Origin of the sequence: Microbacterium pumilum (genome assembly GCF_039530225.1) — a bacterium.
Lineage (GTDB): Bacteria > Actinomycetota > Actinomycetes > Actinomycetales > Microbacteriaceae > Microbacterium > Microbacterium pumilum.
Map to the genome: position 1 here is coordinate 1927595 of NZ_BAAAOH010000001.1, position 17657 is coordinate 1945251.

A 17657-nucleotide genomic window follows, 5' to 3' on the forward strand; every position below is an offset into this window, starting at 1 on the left:
GCCAGGTCGGTGGACGCGTGGGCGCCGATCGACTGGTGGAAGCTCGAGGCCCGGGCACTCCACGGCATCCCCGAGCTGCGGCGGGCCATGGCGTACTTCGCCCCCGCCGAGGCGTGGCGCGACCTGTCCAAGGGCGTCGCCAGCGGATGGGGCTGCCTGCTCACGGTCGCGAACATCGCGAGCTTCACGCTTCCGCTCGTCGCCGCGATCATCGTTCTCGCGTGGGTGTTCCGCGGGGGCGTCGCTCAGGTCGGACTGGGCGGTGCGCTGGCGGCGATCGCAGCGTTGATCGCCGGGATCGGGTTCGCCACAGACCGCCGCGACACCGTCGGCGTCGATCCGAAGGTGGGCCGACTTCTGGGCGTGCTGCACGTGGCGCCCTCGAGCATCGGAGCGGTCGTCGCCATCATCGCAGTGGTGCAGGATGCGGCCCTCGGCGGGATCGGAGTGCTCGGCTTCATCGCCGACGTTGTTGTCGGCGCCCTCCATTTCGCGTTCTATCGCCGTCCGGCCGATTCGGGATCGGCGCGCTGGGAGCGCAACTTCGCGCGTCTGCAGAAGGCGCTGGATGCCATGGCGCCAGACGAGAGGGCGCGCGTTCACTCCGACGTCCAGCACGCACTGGAGGTGCTCGGAACGCGCGGCCTGGTGTCCGACGAGACGCTCATCCGTGCGATGGAGGTGCCGATCGGGCTGCTCGGGATGACCTTGGCACCGCGCGAGGATCTGAAGCCCGGTGCTGACTCCGGCGATCGACCGGGCCACTGACTCCGATCCGATCCCCCCGTTCAGGGGGTCGGGAAGTAGCCGACGACGTCGGCCCCCATGTGGGTGGCGGCTGTCGAGAACAGGTTGATGGTGCCGTCGGCGCCGACCTTCGCTATGGCCAGGCCGGTCATGTTGGCACCGGGCTGGTAGCTGACGTTGGTGGCGGTGGGTCTGGGTTGGTCGCTGGGGTAGACGGTGATGCGTCCTGCCGTGGTGGATTGGGTGGTGGTGATGCTCACGATCACGGCCGAGACTCCGGATGCGGGCACCCCGCCGACGCCGGTGACGTCGAGGGTCACGGTGCCCCCGGCAGGAACCTGCGCGGTTCCCGGCCGGCCGACACCGGATCGGGTGTCGAGCAGCCGCGCCGGTGTCAGTGAGGTGAACTGGGATCCGGAGGGGAAGTAGCCGACGACGTCGGCTCCCATGTGGGTGGCGGCGGTGGACGCGAGTGTGATGTTGCCGTCGGCGCCGACTTTCGCGATCGCCAGGCCGGTCATGTTGGCACCGGGCTGGTAGCTCACGTTGGTGGCGGTGGGTTTGGCCTGACCGCTGGGGTAGACGGTGATCCGTCCTGCCGTCGCGGACTGGGTGGTGGTGATGCTCACGACCACCGCCGAGACACCGGATGCCGGCACCCCGCCGACGCCGGTGACGTCGAGGGTCACGGTGCCCCCGGCAGGAACCTGCGCGGTTCCCGGCCGACCGACGCCGGACCGGGTGTCGAGCACCCGCGCCGGTTTCAGTGAGGTGAACTCCGACCCGGAGGGGAAGTAGCCGACGACGTCGGCTCCCATGTGAGTGGCAGCGGTGGAGAACAGCCTGACGTTGCCGTCGGCGCCGACCTTTGCGATCGCCAGCCCGGTCATGTTGGCGCCCGCCTGATAGCTGACATCCGTCGTGTTGGGTTTCGGCTGGCCACTCGGGTAGACGGTGATCCGTCCCCCCGTCGCAGACTGGGTGGTGGTGATGCTCAACACCACCGCCGATACGCCGGATGCCGGCACCCCGCCGACCCCGGTGACGTCCAGGGTCACCGTGCCACCCGCGGCGACCTTTGACGTTCCCGGCCGGCCGACCCCCGAACGGGTGTCGAGCACGCGCGACGGCACCAGCGAGGTGAACTCGTCCGAGAACGCCCAGGTGAGGGTGAAAGGCCCGGACGCCGCGCCTGTACCGGTGCCCAGGTTGTAGCCGTCGACCGCGATCCGATATGTCTGGCCGCCGAGCACAGGGACGCTCGAGAGGGTGGACGTGTAAATGCCCTCATCGAAGTTCTCGTCGTCGTTCTGGGCAGTCACGACGAGGCTGCCCACGCTGGAACCCACGTACACACCGAGGAGGGAATCGAGGTCGGATCCGCCCGTTGACACCGAGAGCTGCCCCGTCGCAGGTGCGGTCCACGAGTACCACACCGACCTGCCGCCGACGTTGCCGGCGTGATTCGGCTCGCCGGCCTGTTTGGTGGCGTCGGTGTTGGTTCCCGACAGGGTCCCGCCGGCGCCGGCCAGTGTGATCGGAGAGGCGAAGGAGTCGTTGGCAGGCGGCGGTCCGACGACCGTCGTCTGCCACGCCAGCGCGATCTGCCCGGCACCCACGGTCTCATCGTGGAGATACCCGTCGACGGCGATCCGATACACCTGGCCGGCCGTGACGGCGAAGTCCTCGATCCTCGAGGTGATGACACCGGTTTCGTTGCTGTCGTCATCGTTGCTCGCCTTCGGCGTCAAGGCGCCGACCGCGCTCCCTTGATAGATCGCCAGGAGGGTGTCGAACGTCGATCCCTCGGTCGAGAGATCGAGAGTGCCGGTCACGGGTGCGGTCCACGAGTACCAGACTGACGAGCCGCCGGCATTGCCCGCGTGCACGGGCTCACCGGGTTCCTTGGTGGCTGCGACATTCGTCCCGGTCGCGGCGCCGGACGCACCGGTCAGCGTGGTTGCAGCGGCGAAGAGATCATTCGCGGGCGCAGGAGCGGTGAGGTTCCACGTGAGATTCACGGATCCGGTCGCGCCGCCGAAGCCGTCGACGGCGAACCGATAGACCGTGCCCGCCGTCACTGCGAGATCCGACACCCGCGACGTGATCAGGCCGCCTGGAGGCTCGTCGTCGTTGCTGGCGTCCGCGGTCAGGGTCGTGACGCTCGAACCCCGGTAGATGCCCAGGAGTGTATTGAAGGTCGAGCCGGTCGTGGTCACCGTGAGCGTTCCGCTGGCTGGCGCCGTCCACGAGTACCAGATCGAGTGGCCGCCGCCGTTGCCTGCGTGCGCGGGCTCGCCGGCCTCCTTCGTCGCCCCCACGGTCGTCGCGGTTCGCGTGCCGGAGACCCCGTCGATGACGGTTGCGCCCGCGAACGCGTCGTTGGCGGGAGGAATGCCGTTCGTGGCGACCGTGGCTGACATCGGCGATGCGCACGACGTGCTCGAGACCGACACCGACACGCCAGAGGCCGCACCGCTGTACAGCCTGCTGTTGGGGGTCGACGACACGTTGAACGCGAGCTTGGCGGTCGACCCGGGGAACGGGTCACCGGCGTCGCCGTCGTTCGAGATGCCGTTGAGATCGTTGCGGCCGTCGGCCTCCTCGAGGTCCACGAGCCGGTGATTCTCATCGCCGTTGTCCACTCGGGTCTCGTCGATGTGCCAGATGAGCAGGCCGCAGCCGGGCAGCGCGGCGTCGTAGCCCTCCCTCTGCCGATTCTCGATGAGGAAGTACTCGCCGGTGCCGGCCGCCCATTTCCAGTCGACGCCATTGGGATTGTCGAGGAGGCGAACGACATGGGGATTCGTCGCCGCCGAGCCCAATGAGACCGTGGTCGCAGTCGGTGAATACGCCGTCGGCTGGACCCATCCCTGAAGATACTTCGACCATGCATCCGGGAGCGACGGGGTGTCACCGGGGCGTTGGCCCGGCAGTTGATTCCACGAGCCGCCCGACATGATGCTCCACACGCCGATCCCCGCCGAATCAGGGTTGTTGCCGCCCGGATAGGCGTCGTACAGGTCGGGCCAGCCGATGTCGTGCCCGATCTCGTGCGCCATGATGCCGATCGTCGCCATCGTGCCGGTCTCGGTGTTGGGGCACGACGCATGCCACTCGCCGAACTGCGTGTACCCGTAGGCGCCGACCCATTTGCCGTCCGTGGTCGCTGCGGGCGGCAGGTAGCCGTTCAGCAGGCTCCACTGGTGGCCCCAGATCTCCGCCCCGGTAGCCGGGCACCCGCTCAGCATGGCGGACTCATAGCCGGCCATGATGACAGTGATGTGCAGCTCCGACGGCTCGATGACGCTGTCGCCGTTGGTGTCGTAGTTCGCGTAATTGACGTACGGGTTGGCGGCCAGAATGGCGTCACGCGTGACTGCCTGGCTCGGGATGACGCCGTTCACCTGCTGGTAGTACGCGCCTCCTGCGTTCGGGTGAGCGTAGGGAAGCTGCAGCCAGCCGACGACCCCGTCGTTGACCGTGCCCTGCGTCTCGAGCGCCGGTGCGAAGTCGAGCTGGTTGTATGACGCCTGCTTGTAGTACGAGCGCACGCTGTTGCCCGCTCCGAAGTACTTGGCACTCCATTGAGCAGCGGTACTGCCCACGCTCGGCCGGTTGGTGAAGCTGACGAGGATGACGAGTGTTCGCTGAGTCCCGACGTTGTTCGCCTCGACCGCGAAGCCCTGCGGGGGATCGACGGGATCTGCGGGTGCGGTCGCGACCGCGCGGGGAGCGGCATCCTCGCCGACGACGAGATCGGATGCTCCGCCGCTCCTGGTCGCGTACACCCACTGCTCGGACTCGTCCTGAACGATCACATGACCGTCCTCGGTGCGCACGGCGCTGCTCACCGCGTCGCCCACGGCCCGCGCTGCGAACGTGGTGCCGTCCGGCTGTACGAACTTCCGGAGCGTGCTGTCGGCCGGCGCGCCGCGTGAGACCACGGTTGGCCGGGCGAGTGGATTGCCCAGGTCGGGGGCCTTGGGGTTGGCTCCCCTCATCACGTCGGTCTGCGGCGGCGGGTCGGTCGCTGCACTCAGTGATCCCGAAGGCGCCGCTCCCGCCGATTCGGGCGACGGCGCCGCGGCGGCGGATGACGCGATCGCGAGAGTCACTGTCAGAGTCGCAGTCCCGACGATTGCGATGAATCGGGTGAGGGCAGATGCGCCCATGATCGGCCTTCCCCAGCAGCTCTTCCCCAGTGAGGAGCTTGAATGTGCCAAAAGTAGCGCACCGCGATGCCGCGTGGAATAGTCCTCCACAGCCTCGGACTCTCAAGCGGCGGCAGCGACGCTGTCCCGCCTCATCAGCGGGCTCGATCGTGCGCTGACGGCGGTGTCCGATTTCCGCCAGCCGACGTCATCGGGGCATGTCAGGCTAGAGGCATGAGCAGCCCCGCCATGAGCTTCGCCGAGCGGTATCGCGTGATCGAGTCGCGCGATACGCGCTTCGACGGACAGTTCGTCACGGCGGTGCGCTCCACCGGGATCTACTGCCGGCCGAGTTGCCCAGCGCGCACACCGAAGGCGTCGAACGTCTCGTTCTACGCCACCTCGGCGGCGGCGCACGAGGCGGGCTACCGAGCGTGCAAACGCTGCCTGCCCGAGGCCGCACCGGGGTCGCCTGAGTGGGATCTCCGCGGCGACACGGCCGGGCGCGCGATGCGCCTCATCGCCGACGGCGTGGTCGAGCGCGAGGGCGTCCCGGGCCTCGCTGCGCGGCTGGGCTACTCTCCGCGACACCTCACCCGACTGCTCACCGCAGAGCTCGGCGCAGGGCCGCTGGCGCTCAGCCGGGCGCACCGCGCGCACACCGCGCGAATGCTGCTCGTCGGCACGGAGCTGCCCGCGGCGGATGTCGCATTCTCGGCCGGTTTCGCGAGCGTTCGCCAGTTCAACGACACCGTCCGCGAAGTGTTCGGGATGCCGCCGCTCGAGCTGCGAGCGCGGCGCCGGCGGACCATTCCGCACAGTGCCGCGTCGGACGCCCCCGGCGCGATCGACCTCGTGCTGCCGCACCGCGGACCGCTCGATGCGGCGGGCCTGTTCGGCTGGATGCGGGCGCGGGCCATCCCCGGAGTCGAGGTCGCGACCGACACGACCTTCGCACGAACGCTTCGCCTCCCGGGCGGGCCGGCCTGGTTCGAGATCCGTCTCGACGAAGTCGGCAGGGTGCGGCTGAGGGCACGCCTCACCCACCTCGCCGACCTCTCCACCCTCGTGACGCGCGCGCGCCGCCTCTTCGACCTCGACGCCGACCCGATCGCGGTCGACGAGGCGCTGACGCGGCATCCCGAACTCGCACCGCTCGTCGCGGCGGTGCCGGGCATCCGCGTGCCCGGGGCCGCAGATCCGGATGAGATGCTGATCCGGGCGATGGTCGGCCAGCAGATCACCGTCTCTGCCGCGCGGACAGCGCTCACGGCGCTCGCCGAGGCGCTCGGTGAGCGGGTCGAGGAATTCGGTGAGACCGACCTGCTCTTTCCGTCGATGTCGGCCATCGCAGAGCACGGGCACGAGGTGCTCCGCGGACCCGCCGCTCGCACCCGCGCCCTCATCGGCGCCGCAGGAGAGCTCGCCGACGGCGCGCTGCGACTGGGCGCGGGGGATGACGGCGCCGAGCAGCGCGCGGCGCTTCTCGCGATGCCGGGGATCGGCCCGTGGACAGCCGATTATGTCCGCATGCGCGTCACGGGAGACCCCGACGTGTTCCTGCCCGGCGACGTGGCCGTCCGCGCCGGCGCCGCGGCGGCCGGCATCCCCGCCGAGCCCGCGCCGCTCGCCGAATGGGCGGCACGCACGGCGCCGTGGCGTTCCTACCTGACCGCGCATCTGTGGCGTGCAGCACCGGTGCGCCGCCGGAAGACACCCGAGGAGACACCATGACCGCCACCATTCAGACCATCGACACGCCCGACGGGGCCTTCACGCTCATCGCCGACGAGCGGGGGCGGGTCCTCGCCTCGGGGTGGACCGCCGATCCCGAGGCCGTTCTGAACCGCATCCACACGAGGTTGCGGCCGACCTCGGTCGCCGAAGGCGAGACGGATGCCGCCGCCGCTGCCGTCGCGTTCTACGCCGGCGATCTCGCCGCGATCGACGACGTCCCCGTCGCGCAGGACGGCACCGCGATGCAGACCGCAGGATGGGCCGCGCTGCGGCGGATCACGCCGGGGCATCCGCTCTCGTACGCCGAGTTCGCGGCCGAGCTCGGACAGCCGTCTGCTGTCCGGGCCGCGGCATCCATCTGCGCACGCAATGCGCCCGCACTGTTCGTGCCGTGCCACCGCGTGCTGCGGTCGGATGGCTCGCTCGGGGGATTCGCGTGGGGATTGGACGTCAAGCGCAGCCTCCTCGCACGGGAGTCCGCGGCGTAACGGCACCACTCGGCCGCTCGTGTCCCGCCATCGACGGGGCCGAGCGGCCGTGTTGCATTCAGCGAACTCCCAGCACTAGGCTGGAGGGCTGTCGCGCTCGCGTACGACCCCCGTCCGCTCACACCTCAGGAGGATGCCATGTATCAGGTCGCCATCGCCAAGACCTCGCTCGTCCTCGGTGCTGCCGGACTCACGCGACCGCGAATCGAGTCGTAGGAGAACCGCCTCCACTCCTCGGCTTCCGCCGGTCCGGCATACCGCCGACTCTCCGAGCGTTCCCTTCCTCCGAAGGAGCGTCTCAGCCGCGTCCCGCGCGGCACCGCCTCTCCGAGGCCCTCCGCACCACCGTCCTCACCAGGACTCCCTAGGACCCCCACAAGGATCATGACTGTCACCGCCGAACCAACACGGTCCGCACTCTCCACGCCCCGCGCCCTGGCGAGGCTGCTGCCCTTCGCCAAACCGGTGCTTCCGCGCCTCATCCTCGGCGCCGTCAGCGCCCTGATCGCGAGCCTGCTCGCTCTGTCGATCCCGCTCGTCCTCGAGGCGATCGTCGCGGGCCCGATCTCATCCGGTGACCCCGCACAGCTCGTGTGGGGCTCCGTGCTGATCCTCGTCCTGGGCCTCCTCGAGGCGCTGATGGTGTGGGCGCGCCGCTGGTTCGTGCTGGCCCCCGCCACCAAGGTCGAGTACGACCTGCGCGTGGGCTTCTACGCGCGCCTGCAGCGATTGCCCGTCGCGTTCCATGACCGTTGGCAGTCCGGGCAGCTGCTCAGCCGCATGATGCAGGACATCAGCCTCATCCGCCGCTGGATGGCGTTCGGCATCGTGCTGCTCGTCGTCAACATGATCACGATCCTGGTCGGCTCGGTGATCCTGTTCCGCTGGCACTGGATCCTCGCCACGATCTTCATCCTGTCGTCGGCGCCGCTGTGGTACTCGGCGTACCGCTTCGAGAAGACCTACGGCTCGCTGGCACGGAAGAGCCAGGATCAGGCCGGAGACCTCGCGACTGCTGTGGAGGAAAGCGTTCACGGCATCCGTGTTCTGAAGGCTTTCGGACGCGGCAAGCACGCGCTCGAGAAGTTCACCCGGCAGGCCGAGACGCTGCGCGCGACCGAACTCCACAAGGCCGGCGCGATCGGCTGGATCTGGTTCTGGCTGGTGCTGCTGCCCGACATCGCGTTCGCGCTGTGCCTCGGCGCCGGCATCGTGCTGGTGCAGCTCGGCCAACTGCAGGTGGCCGAGCTCATCGCGTTCTTCGCGATGGCGACGGTGCTGCGCTGGCCCATGGAGTCGATCGGGTTCCTGTACTCGTTCCTCCTCGATGCCCGCACCGCGACCGATCGCATCTTCGAGGTCTTCGACGAGGAGAACACGATCGTCGACCCCGAGAGCCCCGAGACCATCGTTCGTCCGCGCGGCGAGCTCGCGTTCGAGGGAGTGCACTTCCGGTATCAGGATGCCGGTACCCACGAGCCGGATCTGCTCGACGGCATCGACCTCGTCCTCGAACCGGGAGAGACGATGGCTCTCGTCGGCCTCACCGGTTCCGGCAAGACCACCTTGACCACGCTTCCCTCGCGCCTGTACGACGTCACCGGCGGCCGGGTCACGGTCGACGGTGTCGATGTGCGCGATCTCGAGCTGAGCGAGCTGCGCCGCCACGTGGGCATGGCCTTCGAGGATTCGACGCTGTTCTCGCAGAGCGTGCGCGACAACGTCCTGCTCGGTCGCGAGGATCTCGAACCCGGCAGCCCCGAGGCCGAGGAAGTGCTGCGAGAAGCGCTCGCGGTCGCGCAGGCCGGGTTCGTGGACGAGCTTCCCGACGGCGTCGACACCGTCATCGGCGAAGAGGGGCTGAGCCTCTCCGGCGGCCAGCGGCAGCGCCTCGCGCTCGCACGGGCCGTTGCCGCCCGCCCGGCCGTGCTGGTGCTGGACGATCCGCTCTCGGCGCTCGACGTCGACACCGAGGCGCTCGTCGAAGACGCGCTCCGTGAAGTGCTGCACAGCACGACCGCGCTCGTCGTCGCGCACCGGCCGTCCACGGTCACGCTCGCCGACCGGGTGGCTCTGCTCGAAGCGGGGCGCATCACGGCCGTCGGCCGCCACTCCGACCTGCTGCGCGAGAACGAGCACTACCGATATGTGATTTCGAGTCTCGAGATCGAAGAAGCCCGCATTCGGGAGAGGGAGGTGAACCTGTGAGCACTACGACCGTCACCGGCACCAGCGGTGAAGACCGCTCGGACTACTCGCGCGATGAGAGTCGCCTGATCCGCCGCCGATCACTGCGCCTGCTCGGCTCACTGGTCACGCCGCTGAAGTGGCAGCTCGTGCTCGCCGCGGTCGTCCTGATCGTGTCGACCGCACTCCGAGTCGCCGGCCCTGCGCTCATCGCGTATGGAATCGACAAGGCGCTGCCTGCCGTGATCGACGAGATGAACTGGCTGCCGACCATCGGCGTCGTGGCCGTCTACCTCGTCGCCGCCTTCGGCGGAGCCGCGCTCATCGGGTGGTACGTCGTCGTCGCGGCGCGCCTCACCCAGGCCGTCATGCTCGATCTGCGCAAGCGGATCTTCCGGCACACGCAGCGCTTGAGCCTCGAGTTCCATGAGTCGTACACGTCCGGCCGGATCATCTCGCGCCAGACGAGCGACCTTGACTCGATCCGCGAGCTGCTCGACGGCGGACTCAACGAGCTCGTGTCGGGCCTGCTGTACGGCGGATTCACGCTCATCGCGCTGCTGCTCCTGGACTGGGAGTCCGGCGTCATCCTCATCGTCATGGGAATCCCGCTGTTCTTCCTGATGCGATGGTTCTACACGCGTTCGCAGGTCGTCTACCGCGAGTCGCGCGTGGTCAGTGCGAAGGTCATCGTCAAGTTCGTCGAGACGATGACCGGGGTGCGAGCGGTCAAGGCCTTCCGCAAGGAGGTGCGCAACGACGACGAGTTCGGCGAGCTGTCGAGCGACTACCGCGACATCAACATGCGCTCGATCAAGCTCTTCGGAACGTTCGAGCCCGGTCTCATGGCCGTGGCATCGGTAACCGTCGCGCTCGTGCTGCTCTGGGGCGGCATCCGCGTCGTCGACGGCACACTCGCGCTGGGTGTGCTGACGGCCGCCGTCCTCTACGTCCGCAACTTCTTCGCGCCGCTTCAGGAAGTCGCGTTCTTCCTGAACTCGTACCAGTCCGCCACCGCGGCGCTGGAGAAGGTCTCGGGCGTCCTCGAGGAGGAGCCGACCGTGCCCGACCCGACCACGCCGGTGGACCTCTGGCAGGCTCGTGGCCACATCCACTTCGACGACGTCCGCTTCGGCTACTCGGATGACCGCGTCATCCTGCACGACTTCTCGCTCGACATCCCCGCCGGGCAGACGCTCGCCCTGGTGGGGACGACGGGGGCGGGCAAGTCGACCCTGGCGAAGCTCGTCTCCCGGTTCTACGACCCGACCCGCGGGTCCGTGACCCTCGACGGCGTCGACCTCCAGAATCTGCACCCCAAGGACCTTCGCCGGGCGATCGTCATGGTGACGCAGGAGGCGTATCTGTTCAGCGGGACGGTCGCCGACAACATCGCGCTCGGCAAGCCGGACGCGACTCTCGAAGAGATCATGTCGGCGGCACGCGCGGTGGGGGCGGATGCCTTCATCCAGAAGCTGCCCGACGGCTACGGCACCGATGTGAACAAGCGCGGCGGCCGCGTGTCGGCGGGTCAGCGCCAGCTGATCTCGTTCGCGCGCGCCTTCCTCGCGAACCCGACGGTGCTCATCCTCGACGAGGCGACGGCATCGCTCGACATCCCGAGCGAGCGGCAGATCCAGGATGCCCTGCAGACGCTTCTCGCCGACCGGACCGCGATCATCATCGCGCACCGACTGTCGACCGTGGCGATCGCCGACCGCGTCCTCGTCATGGAGCACGGCCGGATCATCGAGGACGACTCGCCGGAGAACCTCATCGGCGGCGACGGCCGATTCGCGAAGCTCCACGCCGCGTGGCGCGAGTCGCTCGTGTAGCGGTTCCGGTCCCTGAGCTTGTCGACCGGTCCCTGAGCTTGTCGACCGGTCCCTGAGCTTGTCGACCGGTCCCTGAGCTTGTCGAAGGGCGGATGCCTGGCCATCGCGATGCGGTCGGCCGAGGCTCGACCGCGCGATCCTCGGTCGTGCGGGTGCGTGGCGGCGTGTGGTCTGAGTTGTCGCTGACCACTTGACGCGCAGTTCGCCTGCACGCCACCATGAGCCCAAGACAGCTGGGTGGGCGGGGGGCTCGTGGAAACCAAGTCTGGCCCGGATCTTCGCGCGCTCATGACGGGTGCCGGCTGGGTTGCGGGTTTGCTCGCGCTGGCGCTGTTCATACTCGTGGCGGTCGCGATGTACGTGGCCGGCGACAATCGGTCGCCGATGACGAAGGCGCAGATCGGTGTCGTGTGCGAGGTCGCGACGGCGAGGTTGTACGCCGACGCCGACAGCTTCGAGGGTCAGCCGCAGCCGAAGGAGGCCGGCGCGAAGAATGCGGTCGCGATCTTCGCCCTCGCTGGTGTGGACGATTCGGATGCCCTGTCGTCGGATTGCGGTGCTGCATGGCAAACCGCTCAGATGGCCGCCGCGGGCATCAGGACCGCCGAGCTTCCGGGCGCGTGCAAGTACGCGATCGCCAACCCTGCGGATGTCGTCGGCGTCACTGGACGGCTGGGAGCCGCGGGGGTCGACGCGACCAACGCGAAGTGGCTCGAGGGCGCCTGCGCGACGGCGTGGCTGCTCGTCGCGCCGACGCCGACGCCGACGCCGACGCCGACCCCGACTCCGTCCGATGCCGGACCGTCTGCGGCGTCAACGCCGACCCCCCCGGCGTCCACCCCCACATCGACGACAATGAGCTCGATCGCCGAGCTGGGATGTGCGAACGCCACCCGCCAATTGAACGGCGGCAAGCCCGCCGATGCGGTCGCAACGCTCAAGGCTGCGGGCGTGGGTGCGGGAGCAGCCGACCTCTCGCCGACCTGCGAAGCGGTACTGACGCTTGCCACGGCTCTGGTGCCTGCGACTGTGCCCGACGATGAGACCGACGCTGAGATGGCCGGGAGTTCGTGGGACGACTTCGTGAAGCATCACCTGCAGCCCCTCGCAACGGTCGGGGCGTTCGTGCTCGGGGCGATCCTGGCCCTTTTCGTGCTTGCGCGTCTCATGGTGGAGGCGTGGTTCCTCCGCGATCTCCCCTCGACTCGCAAGTCGCGCCGCGCCGCCGCCGGGATCGGCTGGGGTCTTATCGTGCTCATGCCCGTGTTGTTCGCTGCCATCGGAATCCAGGCCGCGAATGGCGATCTCGCCGGTGGCATCCTGTTCGGCGCCTACGCAGTCCTCCTGCTGATGGCACTGACGGGATCATTCGCCGTCGCGTGCTGGCTCGCGACCCTTCGCAAACTGACGATCGAGGTCAGCGCAGAGGGCGGCACAGTGTCACGCGCCGATGTCGCTGCCCAGCTGAAGGCGCTCGCCGAAAAGAGCTCCGCAAATCTCGAGGTGCAGAGCGAGGCGACCATCCCAGAGTTCGATACGGCTCTGACGCAGCTCTCCAAATCGAACTGGATCGCGGCGACTCAGAAGATCGTGCTCTTCCTGGTCGGTGTGAACCCGTGGCAGGCCGTGTTCAGTATCGGCACAGACCGGGACGCCACCGTTGTCGTCTCGCGCAACTCCCGGACGATCGTCGCGCGCACCGTCCGGCTGAGCGAGCCAGGGTGGGAGAATCTGACCCCCTACCCCAACGGCATCGGCGACCGGGAAGTTCTCTCAGTCCGCATCGCAGCCGAGATCCTTCTCGGAATGCGCGCCGCGTACGCCGATGAGTTCTCCGCCGGGCTCGCGGGTGCGACCAACCCCGATGGCGTGGCCCTTCAGTACATCGCGCTGACCTGGTACATGCGAGATCTCGACACTGAGCGGGCGATACAACTGCTGAAGATCGCTGTGGCGGCTGACCCTCAGAATCGCCTTGCGATCGTGACTTTGCAGAAGGCGCGATACCGCCAGTCCGATGACATCGACGTGCTGGTCGCATACTCCGGGTGGATGGATGCGCGGCTCGAGCGCTTCGACGAGGTCGAATCGTGACGGCCGCACCGCCGAACATGCTCGAGCAGGGACTGCTCGTGTCACGTTGCGCCGTCGCCCGCAATCTCGCTGCCGCGGTTACGGCAGAGGAACCGCCCGCCGCCGCCACGCCAGCGGAATTGCCTGCGCTGACCGAGCCCGACCGAAGGTCGCCGAGACTGCGGGCGAGTGCGCGCGCTCGCGCCGCCGACAAGAGGGCGCGGACAGCCGACTCTCAGGCGCGGACCGCGGATGCCGCGACCCAGGCGGCACTCGGCGCTGCCCGCGACTCACGCAAGATCGCCAGGGACCGCGTGACGTCGGCGCTGCAGGTCATCGTGGGGTCTGTCGAGGCGGGGTGCGCTGACCTGCAGGATGTGATCGGGCGAGCGGGGGCATTGCAGCAACTGGTTCAGACGCCGACCGGCGATGTCCTGACGCAGATGACGGCCCTTGGCGCGGCCCGTGCTGCTGCGCTGGGTGCCCTCGACCTCGCGGCGAGCTCCATCGAGGTTGTCGATGACATCCGCTTGAGTGCGTTGGAAGTGGCCGATGTTGCTCCGCTTGCAAACCGCGTGGACGGAATCAACACCGCGCGGGCTGCCGTGATCGCCGCCGCGCGCGGCTTGACGAATGCGCTCGTCGCAGCGGCTCGTGATCATGACGCCGGACGAGCCTATGCCCAGGCGAGTGCGATGGAGAGCGGGCGATCGTCCGCCATTGCTCGCTCCCAGAAGATTCGCGACGACACACCTCGACTGTTTGCCGCAATGGCGACCTGGCGAGCCGTCTCGCGGCGGACGAGGCGCGTGATCAGCCGCGCGAAGACGACGAAAGACGTGTCGCGGCGGATATCAGTCCTCGCAACGCGCGCATTAGCCTCCGCCGAGAAGAGCCTCTCGGCCGCAACCCTTGCGGTGGCCGAGAAATGGGCGGGGAAGGCGACCGCCGCCGCGAGCGGCGCGGAGGAGCTGGGGAGTCTGATCGCGGCTGCGGCAGCGGAAGCGCGCGGCCACGCCGGCTCTGCTCGTAAGCTCGTGCGGCGCGCAGACGCGCTGCACAGCATCGACCGCGTCCTTCCGCGTGCAGGCAGGATCCTCGACGGCGGTGGGCTCGAATTGCGGTTGGAGTGCGTCTTCGAGATCAATCGGGCTGCGCTCTTCGCCGCTGCCGCGGAACTCGATCGAGGGGGCTCTGCCGCACGATCCGATGCTTCTGATCAGGCCCACGCGCGTGCCAAAGCCCGAATTGGTCGCCCGGACGCCTGGCTTCTGATTCGCGCCGATCCAGAGCTGTCCTACAGTCTCGCGTGCTACCTCACGCGATGGCGGCGCTACAGCTTCGATGCGCCGGAGGTCGTCGAGCTGTTCGAGGCCGCGATGGCCGATGACGCGATCTGCGACTTCATCGCGAGGGACCCGGAACTTCGCTCCGCCGACGATCAGGAAGGCTTCGCTGCACTGTCGCGACGGGCCACGAAGGAGTGGGCGGAGCGCCGGGCGGCTCGCAACTCACCGCCGAACACAGCGGGCGCGGCGAAGGAAAAGGCGGCTGCGGACGGTGCGACGTCCACGTAGCCGCCCTCGCCGCCGAGTGCGTCGGGGTGTCCGGCGTCCGGACTACAGGCGGATCTCGGCGATGACCTCGCCGTACTCGGTCTCGCCCACGGGTGTGAACCCGACGCGCTGGAAGAAGAGCTCGGGCCCGCCTTCACCGGCTTCGTAGATCACATCGAGGTGGTCCATGCCGCGAGTGCGCGCCTCTTCGAGCAGTTCGGCGACCGCGAACCGTCCGACACCACGACCCTGGTCGTCGGCATCGACGTTGATGCGCCAGAGCACGGACTGGAAGTGCTCCTCCGGTGCCTCGGCGTCGAAGTTCGCGCTGACGAAGCCGACGACCTCTTCGCCGTCCAGGACGACCCGCTGCCATGTGGTCTGCGGATTCACGACGGTCGCGGCGATGCCGTAGCTCACGGGCGCGAGATACTGCTCCTGCCCGGGCTTCAGCGACATGTTGTTGACCGCCACGATCGTGGACGCGGACAGTTCTTCGAGTCGGAGGTCACCCATGAGGCCACGTTAGCCGGATGCGCGCCATCCGGCACTCTCGGAATAGCGGATCGACATGGACGACATCGCCGAAAGTATCTCGATGTCAAGATACTTTGTCGCGTGCGATAGGCTGAAATGACGACGTGAACGGAGACGAACCCGGTGACTGATTCGACCATCATCTACACCCACACCGACGAGGCTCCGGCACTTGCCACCGCCTCGTTCCTGCCGATCGTGCAGGCGGTCGCCGGCCAGGCGGGTGTCGGCATCGACACGCGCGACATCTCGCTCGCGGGCCGCGTTCTGGCGGCGTTCCCGCAGCGGCTGACACCCGAGCAGCAGGTCGGCGATGCCCTCGCCGAACTGGGCGGCCTGGCGACTCTGCCCGAGGCGAACATCATCAAGCTTCCCAACATCTCCGCGTCGATCCCGCAGTTGAAGGCGGCGATCGCGGAGCTGCAGTCGCAGGGCTTCGACATCCCGGATTACCCGGACGAGGCGCTGACAGTCGAAGACAAGGACATCCGCGCCCGCTACGACCGCATCAAGGGCTCCGCAGTGAATCCGGTGCTGCGTGAGGGCAACAGTGACCGGCGTGCGCCGCTCGCCGTGAAGAACTATGCGCGCAAGCACCCCCACCGCAACAAGGCCTTTCCCGCCGGCTCGAAGACTCGCGTCGCCACGATGGGTCACGACGACTTCAAGTCGAACGAGAAGTCCTGGGTCTCACCCGGCGATGACGTCCTCACTATCCAGCACGTCGCAGAAGACGGCACCGCCACCACGCTCAAGGCCGGGTTGAAGGTCCTGCCCGGTGAGATCGTCGACGCCACTTTCCTCTCGGCGGCCGCCCTCGACGCGTTCCTCGCCGACACGCTCGCAGTGGCGAAGGCCGACGACGTGCTGTACTCCGTGCACCTCAAGGCGACGATGATGAAGGTCAGCGATCCGATCATCTTCGGCCACGTGGTGAAGGTCTACTTCGCCGACGTGTTCGACCGCTACGGCGACAAGATCGCCGAAGCCGGCCTGACTCCCAACGACGGACTGGGTGCGATCCTGGCCGGACTTGCGTCGGTGGACGGAGGCGCTGCGATCGCCGATGCGATCACCGCCGATCTGGCGCGCGGCCCGCGGCTGTCGTACACGAACTCCGATAAGGGGCTCACGAATCTTCACGTCCCGTCCGATGTGATCGTGGATGCGTCGATGCCGGCGCTCATCCGCAACGGCGGCAGGCTCTGGGGCATCGACGGGGGAGAGGACGACACGCTCGCTGTCATCCCCGACTCGTCGTATGCGACTGTCTTCCAGACGGTCATCGACGACGTGAACGCGCATGGTCCGCTGGACCCTGCCACGATCGGCTCGGTCCCCAACGTCGGCCTCATGGCACAGGCCGCCGAGGAGTACGGCAGCCACGACAAGACCTTCGAGATCTCCGCCCCGGGCACTGTGCAGGTGCTGGACCAGGCCGGTGAGGTCGTCCTCGTGCACACCGTGCAGCCCGGAGACATCTGGCGCGCCACCCAGACCAAGGACATCCCGGTCCGCGACTGGGTGAAGCTCGCAGTCACCCGCGCCCGCGCCAGTGGCTCGCCCGCCGTCTTCTGGCTCGACGAGTCGCGGTCCCACGATGCCGCGCTGATCGGGAAGGTCAAGACCTACCTCGCGGATCACGACACAGAGGGGCTCACGATCGAGATCCTCGCCCCTGCCGCGGCGACGCAGTACTCGCTCGATCGCCTCCGCAAGGGCGAGGACACCATCTCGGTCTCGGGGAACGTGCTTCGCGACTACCTCACCGACCTGTTCCCGATTCTCGAGGTCGGCACGTCGGCGAAGATGCTGAGCATCGTGCCGCTGCTCGCCGGCGGCGGGCTTTTCGAGACCGGTGCCGGAGGCTCGGCACCCAAGCACGTTCAGCAGCTCGTCGAACAGAATTATCTGCGCTGGGACTCGCTGGGTGAGTTCTTCGCGCTCGCTGCCTCGCTCGAGCACCTCGCGAACTACACCGGCAACGTCAAGGCGCAGGTTCTTGCCGACACTCTGGATGCGGCCACAGGCACGTTCCTCGAGAACGACAAGTCCCCGGGGCGGGCGCTGGGCACGATCGACAACCGCGGCAGCCACTTCTACCTCGCGCTGTACTGGGCGCAGGAGCTGGCCGGGCAGGATGCCGACCCCGAGCTGGCCGCCGTGTTCACGCCGATTGCCGAGAAGCTCGCCTCAAATGAGGAGGCCATCGTGGCCGAACTTCTCGCTGTTCAGGGGTCGCCGGCCGACATCGGCGGGTACTACCACCCCGACGTGGAGCTGGTCGCCCGGGTGATGCGCCCGTCGCAGACATTGAACGCGATCGTGGACGCCCTGGGCTGA

General features: G+C 68.2%; 10 protein-coding genes. 8 read left to right on the forward strand and 2 right to left on the reverse strand.

Annotation, left to right across the window (positions count from 1 at the left end):
* Window positions 1-9 precede the first annotated feature (9 nt).
* A complete protein-coding gene (locus ABD188_RS08490) occupies window positions 10-768 on the forward strand; it encodes a hypothetical protein (protein ID WP_344060486.1) in 759 nt (252 codons plus the stop codon).
* Between the two features lie 20 nt (window positions 769-788).
* Here ABD188_RS08490 and ABD188_RS08495 read toward each other — a convergent pair whose 3' ends face one another.
* Complete coding sequence (locus ABD188_RS08495) at window positions 789-4922, reverse strand: M6 family metalloprotease domain-containing protein (protein WP_344060489.1); 4134 nt, start codon at window positions 4920-4922, stop codon at window positions 789-791.
* Between the two features lie 213 nt (window positions 4923-5135).
* Here ABD188_RS08495 and ABD188_RS08500 point away from each other — a divergent pair, with 213 nt between their 5' ends.
* From ABD188_RS08500 to ABD188_RS08525, 6 genes are all read left to right on the forward strand, one after another.
* Window positions 5136-6635, forward strand: a complete 1500-nt coding sequence (locus tag ABD188_RS08500) for a DNA-3-methyladenine glycosylase 2 family protein (protein WP_344060492.1) — start codon at window positions 5136-5138, stop codon at window positions 6633-6635.
* On the forward strand, window positions 6632-7126 hold the full coding sequence (locus ABD188_RS08505; RefSeq protein WP_344060495.1) for a methylated-DNA--[protein]-cysteine S-methyltransferase: 495 nt from the start codon (window positions 6632-6634) through the stop codon (window positions 7124-7126). Before ABD188_RS08500 ends, ABD188_RS08505 begins: the two co-directional genes overlap by 4 nt.
* Window positions 7127-7510: 384 nt before the next feature.
* Window positions 7511-9334 carry an ABC transporter ATP-binding protein gene (locus ABD188_RS08510; RefSeq protein ID WP_344060498.1) on the forward strand — a complete coding sequence of 608 codons (1824 nt, stop codon included), beginning with the start codon at window positions 7511-7513 and terminating at the stop codon, window positions 9332-9334.
* A complete protein-coding gene (locus ABD188_RS08515) occupies window positions 9331-11148 on the forward strand; it encodes an ABC transporter ATP-binding protein (protein ID WP_344060501.1) in 1818 nt (605 codons plus the stop codon). Before ABD188_RS08510 ends, ABD188_RS08515 begins: the two co-directional genes overlap by 4 nt.
* Window positions 11149-11400: 252 nt before the next feature.
* A complete protein-coding gene (locus ABD188_RS08520; protein WP_344060503.1) occupies window positions 11401-13242 on the forward strand; it encodes a hypothetical protein in 1842 nt (613 codons plus the stop codon).
* Window positions 13239-14798, forward strand: coding sequence for a hypothetical protein (locus ABD188_RS08525; RefSeq protein ID WP_344060506.1), 1560 nt, complete (start codon window positions 13239-13241; stop codon window positions 14796-14798). The genes ABD188_RS08520 and ABD188_RS08525 overlap by 4 nt, the downstream gene beginning before the upstream one ends.
* A 42-nt stretch (window positions 14799-14840) precedes the next feature.
* On the opposite strand, the gene ABD188_RS08530 is transcribed toward ABD188_RS08525, so the two are convergent.
* A complete protein-coding gene (locus ABD188_RS08530) occupies window positions 14841-15293 on the reverse strand; it encodes a GNAT family N-acetyltransferase (protein WP_344060510.1) in 453 nt (150 codons plus the stop codon).
* Between the two features lie 144 nt (window positions 15294-15437).
* On the opposite strand from ABD188_RS08530, the gene ABD188_RS08535 reads away from it, so the two are divergent.
* The gene (locus tag ABD188_RS08535; protein WP_344060513.1) at window positions 15438-17657 is read left to right on the forward strand and encodes an NADP-dependent isocitrate dehydrogenase; all 2220 of its coding nucleotides are present in this window, start codon (window positions 15438-15440) and stop codon (window positions 17655-17657) included.

Coding starts and splice junctions, on each gene's coding strand:
- ABD188_RS08495 (WP_344060489.1), bottom strand. CDS start 4,922: ATGGGCGCATCTGCCCTCACCCGATTCATCGCAATCGTCGGGACTGCG.
- ABD188_RS08500 (WP_344060492.1), top strand. CDS start 5,136: ATGAGCAGCCCCGCCATGAGCTTCGCCGAGCGGTATCGCGTGATCGAG.
- ABD188_RS08505 (WP_344060495.1), top strand. CDS start 6,632: ATGACCGCCACCATTCAGACCATCGACACGCCCGACGGGGCCTTCACG.
- ABD188_RS08510 (WP_344060498.1), top strand. CDS start 7,511: ATGACTGTCACCGCCGAACCAACACGGTCCGCACTCTCCACGCCCCGC.
- ABD188_RS08530 (WP_344060510.1), bottom strand. CDS start 15,293: ATGGGTGACCTCCGACTCGAAGAACTGTCCGCGTCCACGATCGTGGCG.